We start from the raw sequence: 12,404 nt of genomic DNA on the forward strand, positions 1-12,404 counted from the left end.
ACTTCGTGTCGATCGCCTCCACCTGCTGTTTCATGGTAGCAGCTGATTTTGCAACTTCGGTCTTGATGTTGTTGTAACTCTCGTTTTCTTCATGTATCTTTTCCATGCAGGAAATAAAGGCACTTCGTACTTCTTCCCCGTATTCAGCGTTTCTCAGCTGTTCAACCTCTTGAGAGATATCTGCCATTTAGTCCACCTCCTCGATTTCAGTCTCCTCTTCAATGCACTGTTTCTCTTCCGTGGTCTGTGGTTCTGGATCCGGATCCGGTTCTGCACTGGGAGCTTCTCCAGGATCCTCCGGATCGACCGGATTTTCAAAAGCCTGGATCAGGTCAGCTTTCTCTTTTTCAAAAGTCTCTTGCATCTCTTTAGTCTGGGCTTCGTAATACTCCTTTAGTTCTTCCTCATACCTTGCGGTATCGTCTGCCAACTCATTTCCGGCATTAGTTCGGATCTCAGCCAGGATCCCACTTAGGATTCCTTCTGCCATAAAAATAGGCAGCCCGTAAGCCGCCATTGTATTTCCAATCTGCCTTGTCAGAGCTTGTTTTGCATCTGCATAAATCACACTAAACGGTCTGGTTGGTTTCTTTCTCTCTTCCATCTTTTTCTACCTCCTGCTCTCTTTTGATGGTTCCTACAGCTACACTGTTTTTTGCTGTTTTTTTAGGTTCTTCACCTTTCGGAAAAATAAGTTCCATGCTCTCACCTCCTAATTCCAGTAGCCGACAATAATTCCGTTGTATACTCTCAAATGAGAATACGTCCATCTATTGCCATTGTTTGTTATCTCGCACACAATCGGTATCGCTCCGCTAAAAGCCGTATATCCTCCTGCTGATATGCTTCCAATTTTGAAATTTTTTAATGTATACCAGTTTCCAATCAAATTGCATCCCAGATTCACTCCGTATTCATCGTAAATACTGTTTGCACGGCTAAAACACAACATAGTAGTGTAGGAAGTAGCTGAGGAACTTGCTTTTTGAGCAAATGCCATATACTTTCCTTGTGGTTCCAAATCGAACACTAATCCCTTATGAGCATTGTTCCCTGCCCACTGGTTTGTGCCGATCGCTCCGACATAATACCCATCTCTGTAAAAGTGATTACCCGTTTCATCGAATACAGCACGTTTCTTAGAGTTCTCTACTCCGTAATTGTAAATAGCAATTTCTCCTGGGTTGATCTGCACGTATTTTGAGTTTTTATTGAAAGCTATAATCACGTTGTTGTAATACTGTGTGATGTAAGATCCCATTTCTCCTTTGCTTACCTTTGAGGTAATAGCTGTGGCGTTTTGCTTGATCGACGAAGAAAGTTTTTCTTCTCCGGCGGTAGCTCTTGACACCTCGGATTCGATAGAATCTTTCAGCACTTGAAGCTGGCTTTCCGAATATCCTGAGATATACCCCAGGATCTCAATATCCGTGATATAAACTTTTGTTCCGGAAGTATAGTTGTAAACATAGAAGTACCAAGAATTGGCAGTTACATTATTGAACTCTAGCTCAAAAGTTTTATACGTTTCTGTTACGCTTCCGGCATCTGTGTACTTATTGGTTCCGGCAAAATAGATCCGGATCCGTGATGTCTGACCTTCTCCGCACTTTGCCTTGAATCTCACTGTAAATGGGCCTGCTTTTGGAACTTTTACAATTTGTCTCAGGTAATAGCTGGATGTCTGTGTCTCTCGATCCAACAACGCCCAGTTCTTCGATCCATCCTGAACTTTCGTGATGTAGGTTGTATTTGATCTGTACCAGTTTTTGAAAGCGTCCTCAGAATCAGAAAAACTGCCGTTCTGGCAGTAATCGTGTTGAACATTGGTATATACTTCTTTGACCGATGCAGCTACTTTCCCAACTTCGACCTCCAGTTTGGCGTCTATGTCATCCAGAAGCTCTTGCATATCCCTGAGACAGCGAATGTCTGTTATGTACAGTACAGATCCGGAATATCCGTATACTGTCACTGCCACAGATTTTGACGCCCTGGTAATCAGTACTTCCTTGCTAAAAGCATTAAATTCATCCGGATTATATCCACTCAGGTACGAGGTGGCTTTGTTCTCCGAAAATCCATACTGGATGTAGGAAGGGCGGTACTTCGATCCTTCCGGATATGCTGCTTCAACAGCAATCTTATATTTTCCAGCTTCCAGGATCCCTAGATTTTGTGTCAGTGTTACTGATCCGGATCCGGTAAATGTCAGCTTAAATGCTTTTGTATTCCGGAACTCTGATTTTTCAACCTTGCAGTTTCCGGTTGCTCCAGATAACGTAAATTTGCCGATATCAAGCGTTTCCTGCTCTCCTCCGGCAATGTAGTTCTTTCTGGCAACTGTTTCTTTCACACTTCTTACGGACAGTGCAATTTTGTTCTCCATGTTGGTTATGGAGTTCTCTATCTCCTCACGGGCTACTCTTACGGATTTGTCTGCATGATCTTTCGCAGCCGTTTCACTTTCAAAAATCTTCTTCTCTACGGAAGTTCGGTAGCCTGCATCTATGGATTCTGCCACGATGCTGTTTGCCATAACCATCTTTCCGTTGATCTTACCATCCATCGTGAGTGCTACTCCGTCAGCCGGACCGTCATATCCATTACTGTAGTGAGCAAGTCCGCCCAGCCCCCATCTCCAGAGGTTCTTTGCGTTGGCTACTCCTGGAGTATCTGAGACAATGAACTCATTTTTTGTGTGGATCGCATTACCATTCTGGTTCATGTCGTTTAATAGGTTCGTAGCGTCCCGTAACGCCTCCTGGAGGATTTCTCCTTTGCTCGGTATAGAATTTATAGTCTTTTCTATTTCCTCGGCTGTATGGCTATTTGAGGATGTGTAAGTGTTGCTCTGTTTTTCCGTGCCTAATGTAATGGTATTCTTAGCAAAATTGCTAATATATACTTTCAGGCTTGACAATGGCAATTTTGAATCAAGCCCATGTGGAGGAGAAACACAACGAATCAGATCTCCGACCTCGAACTCCTGGATATCATCATCCGTCAGATTCAGATCAATAGCTTTCAATTCAAGAACCATATTCTCAAACTGTACGCTTTTCAGATATTCCCGTCCTTTTTTCATCAGGTTTGATGCTACTTTTACATCATCCCACGTAACGGTCTTGTAGATCCTTCCGTAAGCTGCTACTGCACTGTCATCAGAGACGTAATCAACGCCCCCGTTCACTTCTTTGATTGTCAGTCTCTCTTCCAGACCTTCAATGCTGGATTCCTCCAATTTCGCCCCCAGAGGGATAACACACGTTACTAGGTCGGAAGCGTCCATGTTTTTAGAATAATCAAGCAAATTCTTTCCGAACCTGATCTCCTGGCTGTTCTGGGTATAAAATTCATCATCGTTCAGATAATCCAGGTAGCGGATGCCATCCTCTTTCCGGATTACAAGATGCCCTCCCAGTCTGTCTACCAGCTTATCTTTTAGGGTTTCCCTGGTAGTCTCCCAGTTAGCGTACCGGTATAGAGAATCGTTCGGATCCGTAACTGATACACGTCCCAGTGTGAATTGCTTTCTCTCCTCAACTTGGGAATTGTGATTGTCAATTACTGTTTTCAGGTAATTCTTGACCGAAATATTGTGATACACTGTCGGCCTCTGAATGCTGTCACAAAAATAGGCAAGTTCTCCTTCGACGAATACTTTCTTAACACCCTTGGAATCTTCGTCATCATAGAGAACTCGCCCAGCAAATTTTTCTACTCCATCTTTGTAGAAAACAATGTCAGTAGTGAGCTTTTTCACGTACTGGTAATACGGGTGTGTCGGGTAGACTGAAAACTCAGCCTGCCCGTTCACATTATCTCCCTTCTGGTAGTAGGGATCCCCGACTATTAGTGCCTTAACCCGTGGGTTATGGATCATGTATTCTTTCCCATCCACAAAAGCCTTAATTGTATACATTTACAACATACCTCCTCTGTGAACGATTGTTATTTTTCCTTTACCCTGGAAGTACAGCTTATTCTCTCCCTCGTAAAGTTCAATGTCATACATGATATTTTCTCCAGCGTATATATCATACGTTCCGTTTCTGTATTTTACTTTCATTGAGGCGTTTGAAATAATTTTCAGCGTATCGTTATACGGATATCCGTCCAGGATTATCTCTTTCCAGGATGTCGGACTGTTGATGTCAATGTCTGAAGTATTCCGGATCACTCCATCTATAAAGCTGAACGTGTCCCATTTCCACGGTTCATTGGAAGATGTGACATCCAGCTTATAAGGATCGCACGTACATTCAATACTGATTTCCGCAAGTTCCTCATTGGTTTTCTTAGTGTCAATATGACACCGTCCGGTATAATAATAGCCGGAATCGACATCCAAGATGATCCGCCTTTCCTTCCCCTCGATCGCTCTCGCAATTCTGCTGATTAGTCCAGTCCAGCGGATGTAGCTGCAATCTCTGGCATCAAATGTAAATTTCAGTGTTCGCATTTCATACACTACGCCACCATTCTGAGCTTCTGTCAGATCCAGGGATCCATTCATGCCATTTACGCTAACGTATACAGTCTTTGCTTTCGGAACTCCGATAGACACGCTTTTCAGCTTCAATCCCCAGTCATTATATGAATGGGCGCCATCGAAAGACACGCCCGTTACTTTTACTGGCATTCATTAACCCCCTCTCTTTTTATGGGTGTCTATTCTACCCATGTCTTTATCTACGATAGGTGTTGTGGCGTGACCTATCTCCTTTTCGTCCAGGTCAACGTGTACATGCGTCTCCCCTTCGATTACAACCTCAGTTTTGCTTTCAACAAATGATTGTCCGTTTTCCTGTTCAACTTTGTATGTCTGGCTTGTGTTCTTGTCCAGCGTGATCTTTCCGGTTTCGACATTTACTGCCGCCTGCATCCGATCCGCAAGAGCTTCCATTTCTTTATCTGTCTGTTTCTCCAGATCCGGCATGGAATCTTCGATACCAACACCAACGCCAGGTGGGATCCATCGTCCAACTTCTTTTGCGAATACTCTTGATGGAGAATGTATTCCGAGAGCGCCTTTTACTCCGTCAACAATTCCAGAGAAGAAGCTCCTAACCTGACTTCTGAACCATCCAGCCGCATTGCAGATTCCGTTCCATACACCTGTTACGATATTTCGTCCGACCGACATCATCTGTGACGGTAAGTTTCTTACTCCGTTCAGGACAGCATTTACCAGCTTATTAGCCGCTTCACGTCCCTTGGACATCAGATCCGATCCCCAGGAAACTACTTTTGATGCTGTATTGCACAGCCATGTCCAGATCTTACCTGGAAGCTGAGAGAAAAAGTTCACGATTGTAGCGATCGTGTTGCTTGCAGCTGTTCTGGCATTGCTCAGCATATTAGATCCCCATGTAATGAGGTTCTGGAGCGTGTTATGGAGCCATTGCTGTACCTTTCCTGGTAATTCGGAGAAGAATGTCACAACTGTATCAATTACGTTCTGTGCCGCTTCTCGTGCTTTCTGGAGCATGTTGCTTCCCCAGGTAACAAAATTGTTATAGGTATTCGTGAGCCATGTCCAGATCTTGCCTGGCAATTCACTGAAAAATGTAACAATGTTATCAATGATGATCGGAACATTCGTTTTTACCCAGTTGACCGCATTTATACCAAATTCAATCAGCTTCCCGATGACAAATCCCAGGGCGTAGCCGATCTTGTATGGAAGATCTGTAAAAAATTGCACGATCGCATCAATCGCAGCGCTTACCACTTGTGATGCAGATTCCAGTAAATTAGATCCCCACTCCTGGATCCCCGAAATAACCTGAGATAGGAACTCAGAAATACGTCCAGGTAAAGCCTCAAACCAGGCAACCACGGCATCTACAATTTCACCGATTTTTGATGGGATTTGCTGAATAAATTCAACGATCTGATCCCAATGTTCCTTTATCACGATAACCAGATTTGCAACCGCAAATACAATTCCTGCAATCGCAGCCGCTACCAGTGCAGGTGCTCCCAGGATTACTGCTCCAACCGCAGCCAGGGCAATTCCAACTCCCATCAGGATATCTTTTATTATGCTGAATCCGTTCTTGAACATGTCAATGAAATTTGTGACCGCAAGTATCGCACCAGCTATGATAGATTCTACCCCGGCAATGACTGTTCCGAAGGTAGCAAAAAACTCTCCGATCGTAGAGACCGCAGAGCCGATAAATGATCCGATCTTTGTCATCACGGATCCTGCTGTTGTAGCAAGTCCGCTGAGTTTTGTTCCAAAGGCAGCCAGTTTAGGGAACTCTAATGCAATTACTTCTCCCAGGGTTCCTGCTCCGCCCTTCCAGAGGGCAAACCCTTCAACCGCTTTTCCTACTACTCCGACAATTCCGGAAACTCCACCCTTGAACGTTTTCAGGATAGAGAAAAGACTGCTTACTGATCCTACAACATCTTTAGCAACTTTCAGTGCCGCAATAGACGCTGCAATGGTTCCGATCGCTTTTCCGATCGCTTCCATGGTAGCCGGATCTTGGCTGTCGATCACGGAGAAAATATCTCCAATCAGATCTACGACACCTTGTACAATTTCCCCGGCAGTATCTAAAAATCCCTGGAAGAATCCATCCAGCAAAGCAGAAACACCAGGAAACTCTTCACTCAGCCCCTGGCAGAATCCGGCAACAAAATCTTTTGCCGCCTGGATAATCAATGGCAAGTTTGTTTGAACAGCCTCGCCAATTTTACTTATCATTTCACCGAAGGACTGTCCCATTTCTTCTGAATGGTCTGTCATCGCCTGGAGAAATTCCGTAAACAGATAAATTCCAGCCGACCACATGTCCCCGGCAACATCCGTGATCGCACGTACCAGTTCCGCAACCATCGTTGCTCCGGCAGCTGCAAATTCGCTCTTGTGATCTACGATTCCCTGGATAAAGGAACCTACGAGGTTTTCAGCAGTTCCGATCAGTTTCGGTGCCGCTTGTGCAACCTCGGTTACGATCTGAGCCATAACTTCCCCGGCTTTTGTCACCAGGGAATCGAGTCCACCGTCATTGAATGCCTCTTGCAGTCCCTGGACCATCGTCTGGGCTTCTTTGACAATATCTTTTAATGGTGTCTGCATCTCCTCGTACAAGGAAATAGCAAGACCTTCTAAACCTGATTTCAGGATCGTAATTTGTCCACTCAGGTTGTCGTTCATGGTTTCCGCCATATCAGCGGCAGCACCATCGCAGTTTGCGATAGAATCCGATAGCTTGTTAAAATCATCATCGGAAGCATTTACGATTGCGAGCAATCCAGACATTGCTTCCTGTCCGCCTAAAGCGGCAGCCATTTGAGCTTTCTGATCTTGTGTCAGTCCGGAGAAACCTTTTCTCAGATCCACCATGATCTCATTCAGAGATTTCATAGATCCGTCACTCTTTGTCAGAGATATTCCAAGGGCATCCATAGCTCCCTGGACTTCCTTAGTCGGTTTCGCCATTCTGGTAAAGATGCTTCGCAGAGAAGTACCTGCCTGGCTCGCCTTAATTCCGGAGTTAGCCATCAGCCCGATTGCTGTAGCACAATCCTCCGCAGAGAACCCAAGAGCTCCGGCAACTGGTGCAACATACTTAAATGTCTCTCCCATCATGCCTACGTTGGTGTTGGCATTGGATGATGCTTTTGCCAGGATATCTGCAAAATGCGTAGAATCCGATGCGGATAGCCCAAAAGCCGTCAAAGCATCGGTAACAATATCACTGGTTGTTGCCAGATCCTCTCCGGAAGCAGCCGCCAGGTTCATAATACCTTCAATACCGTCTAGCATGTCGGCAGTTTTCCATCCAGCCATCGCCATGTAAGAAAAGGCATCCGCCGATTCAGAAGCACTAAATTTCGTTTTAGCACCCATCTCTTTTGCTTTATCCGTCAGGCTTTTCAATTCATCCCCGGTAGCTCCGGATATTGCTGCCACATTGGACATAGACGATTCAAAGTTTGCTCCGGTTTTGATCGCCGCAGTTCCGATCCCCACTACAGCTGTTGCCGCTCCTCCGATGATCGCAGTTGTAGCTTTTAATGCAGTGGAAGCACAGGAACCAATTTTACTGATACCGTCCTGGAATCCAGAAGAATCTATGGAGGTATCAAATTTTAGTGTGCCATCATAGCCCAATGTTTTCACCTCACTTTAAGGGCAAACAATGGATTATCGGCTCATAATGGCACTACTTAATCTGTTGTCCGTATTTAATTTTCACTTCAAAAACATTAGAGCACTTTCGCCCTTTACAAGCTACTTGCACTCCCTTACACTCTGCCTCCTCAGTAAAGAAAAGAGGCATCCGATACCCACATGCAGGACAAACCACCTGGGTATACTTCTTTCTGTCTATTTTCAAACTATGCAGCCACCTCCTTATACCAATCCGGTAAGATCTCCGCCATGTAGCAGAGCTTCTGTCAGGAGCTCATTTGCCTCTCTTTCGGCATCCGGGATAGGAAGGGCGTGTACAGTCTGCATTTTCTTGTAGAACTCTCTCTGTTCCTTAGACATCGTGGAGGTTATGTTGATACTTCTATACCCCATGATCTTTACAAACTCCGTGTCCTCTCCCAGTGCCTTAAATAAAGCCCTGAACTTCCACCAGTGAAGATCCTCCACATCTTGTAAATCAATACCGTATTGCTCCAGGAAAGCCGCATAGATATAGTCATCGTCATATTCAAACGAGTATACTTGCTTTGATCCGCTTCCTCCGGATCCTGAGCGATCATTCTCGGTTTCTCTGCCGCATCTGTAAAACCAGATCATTTTTTCGACCGCTTCTGTCATGTTCTGTGGAATCTCCGGGTAATAAAGTTTTAACCCCTGAATAAGTTTCTGACGTTTTCCCACCTCATCGTCCTGCATGAGTAATTCAAACAGAATAGAAATGCGGAAATCGGAATTGATCCGATACTCCGCACCGTCTATTTCTACTGTTTCAGGAAGCACGTCCAGAATGATGTTAGCCATTGTTTACGGCATTAAAATTGTTTCTGTTCTGGTGCTTGTTTTTGCCACCTTTTCTCTGTTCAGCTCTTCTCTGCTGTCTGTTCTGTACTCTTCCAGATCCGTATTTTGCCGAAAGATCATCCATAAAGGCTTTCGCCTCTCCAGACAATGCAGTTACCTGGGCGAATCCCTCCATACGGATTCCCAGGTTATTGTTCTTGTGGAACACCTTCTCGGCTGTTCCGGCTCCAAACAGTTCATCGAAGTATTCATTTACGCAGGCACACTGATATCTCATTCCATCAGCCGTTGATAAGCCTTCATACGCATTAGGATCCTGGATCTTTTTCACGATCCCCTTGTTCAGATCCTCAAATTTTTCTACTACGTCTGCATCCATAAGATCAAGCTCAAGATCTACTCCGTTAATGGTAACTTTACTCATTTTTCTTTACCTCCTGAATTAAAAATCAGCAGCTCCCTACTCGGCAGCCGCTGTGAATGTTTTTGTCTCAGTATTAAATGTACCAAGGATCGGATCCCCAACTGCATTCAGGTTTCCTTTGACAACCTGCTTATTCTCTCCGGAATAATCAGATACCTCGCATGAAACGAGGAATTTTCTTGCTTCAAACTCATTTGTTCCGGTTCCTTTGTTCCAAAGTTCAACTCTTACATATTCAAACTCTGCATCGGATCCGGTATAATGATTTCTTCCAACCATGTAAAGAGCGTCAACAGCTTTCTCCTCCTGGATGTGATCAGCTTCAAAAGGAAAGCTGGTTTCATATCCGGTCACGGAAGAAGAAGAACTCTTCTCGTTGACGTATTTCACAGATTCCGTCTGTGCTCCTGGGCTTTCGTCCAGGGTAGTAAATCCGGTTCCCATGAGTGCATACTCCGCTTTTTCAGTAGTTCCTACATTCAGGTAATCGGCAATCATGTGACGCATTACTGCTGTTCGTTTTGACATTCTTGTGCTACCTCCTTCTGGTAAATCAATCTTAATTGTATCTGGTATCTGGCGTTTCTCATGGATCCATCATGCATGTACCCATTGGAAAGCACCTCTATCTTCTCCGCATAGCAATTTTCCGGAAGATTCGGAAAGACCTCTTTGCGGTTCTGATCTTCGATCCAGTTTGCGAATTTCTCATAAAATGCGCTGTTCTGGATATTCTGGATCCGATCCATAGAGTAATACTCTCTACTTCCAAAATTGAATTGATACTGTCTCACTTCATCTCCGTTGATGTACCGTTTAATCACGGGATCAAAGATTCCGGTTTCGATCGTGTACTCCACAGCCTGATCCCCCAAGGCATCCACACGGAATACCCCATCTTGCAAAAGAGGGCATGCCGTAATATGTTCGACAATGCCCTCCAGGATTGAATCAGCCATGCTATCCTCCTATTTTCCTTGCACCTTCCAGGATCTCAGCTTTCTCAGCCACCTTCATTCGTTCAAACCACTTAGCTCCTCTATTCGGATCATAAGTTCTAGTTTCGGAAGTGTCCCAGTATTGTTTTCTGGCGTATGGTGCAATATACTCCACAATTCCGCTTCCTACTGTGGTTCCCAGTTTTCCGGATTTCTCCAACGTTCCAGTTTGAAAAGGTACTCTGGGACTGCATCTCCGCAGCACCTCAGAATCAACGAATTTCTGCATCCGGGTAAACTTCTGGTTCGTTTTTGGAACAAATGAAGGATCCCACTTTAGTTCTGCTTTTCCGTTCTTTCCCTGGATGATAACGCCTTTCGGTGTCGTGATCTCCTTAAAAGCCACTAAGCACCACCTACCCTCCAGTGTTTTACGGCATCGGATCCCCTCCGGGTGTTGTCTGCATACTCAGTAACATGAACGATATCACGGTCATACTTAAAAAGATCCAGGAAGTCCCGGATCCGTGACGATGTGATAACTCCACTGCTGAAATCAAAATCATCAAACTTCCATTCTTCATTGTAGAAAATGGTTCCGGTAATGATGTAACAGCCTTTCTGTAACGTCCAATGTTTCTTAGCCTCTTCATCGTCTAGGAGCTTGTATTTGTCCTCTGAGATGTATGTCCGTGAATCCTGCACTCTGGCATTTACTGGGATCCTGATCCTAAAATGCAGATTCTCTTCACGTTCTGAGGCTGATCCTCCGGAAGATCTCGCATCCACGAATGATACCTCCGAAATGTTGGTAGGGATAAAAACCTCCCTCCGGGTTTCTTTGTTCAGACGAAGGTTAAAAATAGTGATGTCCTGGTTTGTAATCATACTTTCTTGACCTCCCTCTGTACGTTAAGCCAGTGCCGGACAGATAGATCTTCATGTCAGCGATCACTTCCTGACGCATATCTGATTCTTTCCCGGCATCGGCGTATGATACTGAATATCCATCGTTGCTCTCAGACTTCAATTCCTGGTTCCGGAGTTTTTGGTATGTGGAGTATTTCTCAACTGCACAGCATATCGCATCTTTCACGCAGTCAGGGATAACCTCCAGGCTCCTGATCCGTCCGAAGGTTATTGTATCTATCAGAGCCGTAGCCCATTTCAGATTCTGCTCAAAAGTGGTTTTGCTTGTCTCTGTACCTCTGTAGTCTTTGGAATAGTAATCATAGTCAACGTATGGCGTCCGTATAGCCTCGTCAGACATTTTTAATACACCTCCCGTAGATTTTCCCGTCTAAACAGGAAAGATCCTCTGAGGCTTATTTCTCAGCCTTAGAGGATGCCTTTGTGGATTTCTTTGATGCCGGAGCTGGTTCCGGATCCGGAGTTGTTGCCTGTTCTGCACCTGCAGAAGTGAGCTGAGCTTTCAGATCCTCGATCTCTTTCTCGGCCTCAGCGTTTTTCTTCTCCAGATCCTCGATCTTCTTATCTGCTTTTTCTGCATACTCGGAAGCCTCTTCCAGTTTTGCTTTCAGATCCTCGATCTCTTTCTCGGCCTCAGCCAGTTTTTCGCTCGGTTCTACGTGTTCATGGAGCACGTTACCGTCCATATCAGTGATCGTATACCCCAGAGCGATATATGTTTTCTTCTTTTCGTCCGGGATCTTGACCACTCTGTTTGCTTTTCTTGCTTTTAACATTGATTCTCCTTTCTACGGGAAAAGGAGCCTATTGGCTCCTCCCGTAACGTCCATCTTATGAATGTTTTGTGATGTTGAATGCGATCGCATCAACTTTGTTCGGAAGCAAGAATACGTCCTCGAAGGATTCCTCGAAGTATTCCCACTTACCCTCAGATCCGGCAGACGGTGGATCCAGCTGTGCGAATTCATAGTTTGTAGGTGTGATAACTGCCAGCGGATGAACCAGGCACATGTTGATCTGATCTGCCTGAGTATCAACTTCCCAGCCCTCTGTGAAGTCATATGCAGTTTTCATCATATCGGACGGTACGCTGTCCGGAATCTCCACTTCATCAATGGATGTGATCGCTCTC

General features: G+C 44.9%; 13 protein-coding genes and 2 pseudogenes. All 15 read right to left on the minus strand.

What is annotated here, in order from left to right; translation table 11 throughout:
- Positions 1-187 (minus strand): annotated as a pseudogene (locus WMO25_RS07945) (hypothetical protein); the annotation flags it as partial.
- A complete protein-coding gene (locus WMO25_RS07950) occupies positions 188-604 on the minus strand; it encodes a hypothetical protein (RefSeq protein WP_117636136.1) in 417 nt (138 codons plus the stop codon).
- Positions 570-701 (minus strand): hypothetical protein, encoded by a 132-nt coding sequence (locus tag WMO25_RS07955; RefSeq protein WP_276688758.1) that lies wholly within the window; start codon positions 699-701, stop codon positions 570-572. Before WMO25_RS07955 ends, WMO25_RS07950 begins: the two co-directional genes overlap by 35 nt.
- Before the next feature lie 11 nt (positions 702-712).
- The gene (locus tag WMO25_RS07960) at positions 713-3,925 is read right to left on the minus strand and encodes a phage tail spike protein (RefSeq protein WP_349084870.1); all 3,213 of its coding nucleotides are present in this window, start codon (positions 3,923-3,925) and stop codon (positions 713-715) included.
- Positions 3,926-4,645, minus strand: coding sequence for a hypothetical protein (locus WMO25_RS07965; RefSeq protein ID WP_276688752.1), 720 nt, complete (start codon positions 4,643-4,645; stop codon positions 3,926-3,928).
- Positions 4,646-4,648: 3 nt separating this feature from the next.
- The gene (locus WMO25_RS07970) at positions 4,649-8,137 is read right to left on the minus strand and encodes a phage tail tape measure protein (RefSeq protein WP_349084872.1); all 3,489 of its coding nucleotides are present in this window, start codon (positions 8,135-8,137) and stop codon (positions 4,649-4,651) included.
- 243 nt (positions 8,138-8,380) lie between these two features.
- On the minus strand, positions 8,381-8,980 hold the full coding sequence (locus WMO25_RS07975) for a bacteriophage Gp15 family protein (protein WP_117636140.1): 600 nt from the start codon (positions 8,978-8,980) through the stop codon (positions 8,381-8,383).
- Positions 8,973-9,404, minus strand: a complete 432-nt coding sequence (locus tag WMO25_RS07980) for a DUF6673 family protein (protein WP_276688738.1) — start codon at positions 9,402-9,404, stop codon at positions 8,973-8,975. The genes WMO25_RS07975 and WMO25_RS07980 overlap by 8 nt, the downstream gene beginning before the upstream one ends.
- A 36-nt stretch (positions 9,405-9,440) precedes the next feature.
- A complete protein-coding gene (locus tag WMO25_RS07985; protein WP_253059875.1) occupies positions 9,441-9,932 on the minus strand; it encodes a hypothetical protein in 492 nt (163 codons plus the stop codon).
- Positions 9,911-10,363 (minus strand): hypothetical protein, encoded by a 453-nt coding sequence (locus tag WMO25_RS07990; RefSeq protein WP_195659644.1) that lies wholly within the window; start codon positions 10,361-10,363, stop codon positions 9,911-9,913. Before WMO25_RS07990 ends, WMO25_RS07985 begins: the two co-directional genes overlap by 22 nt.
- A 1-nt stretch (position 10,364) precedes the next feature.
- The gene (locus WMO25_RS07995; protein WP_349084875.1) at positions 10,365-10,748 is read right to left on the minus strand and encodes a minor capsid protein; all 384 of its coding nucleotides are present in this window, start codon (positions 10,746-10,748) and stop codon (positions 10,365-10,367) included.
- On the minus strand, positions 10,748-11,230 hold the full coding sequence (locus tag WMO25_RS08000; RefSeq protein WP_253059876.1) for a DUF6751 family protein: 483 nt from the start codon (positions 11,228-11,230) through the stop codon (positions 10,748-10,750). The genes WMO25_RS07995 and WMO25_RS08000 overlap by 1 nt, the downstream gene beginning before the upstream one ends.
- On the minus strand, positions 11,199-11,612 hold the full coding sequence (locus WMO25_RS08005) for a head-tail connector protein (protein ID WP_253059878.1): 414 nt from the start codon (positions 11,610-11,612) through the stop codon (positions 11,199-11,201). The genes WMO25_RS08000 and WMO25_RS08005 overlap by 32 nt, the downstream gene beginning before the upstream one ends.
- 55 nt (positions 11,613-11,667) lie before the next feature.
- Positions 11,668-12,048, minus strand: a complete 381-nt coding sequence (locus tag WMO25_RS08010; RefSeq protein ID WP_118110284.1) for a hypothetical protein — start codon at positions 12,046-12,048, stop codon at positions 11,668-11,670.
- A 55-nt stretch (positions 12,049-12,103) separates the two neighbouring features.
- Positions 12,104-12,404, minus strand: a pseudogene (locus WMO25_RS08015) (hypothetical protein); the annotation flags it as partial.

Source organism: Coprococcus intestinihominis (genome assembly GCF_040096555.1).
In the GTDB taxonomy this organism is placed as follows: Bacteria; Bacillota; Clostridia; order Lachnospirales; family Lachnospiraceae; genus Coprococcus_A; species Coprococcus_A intestinihominis.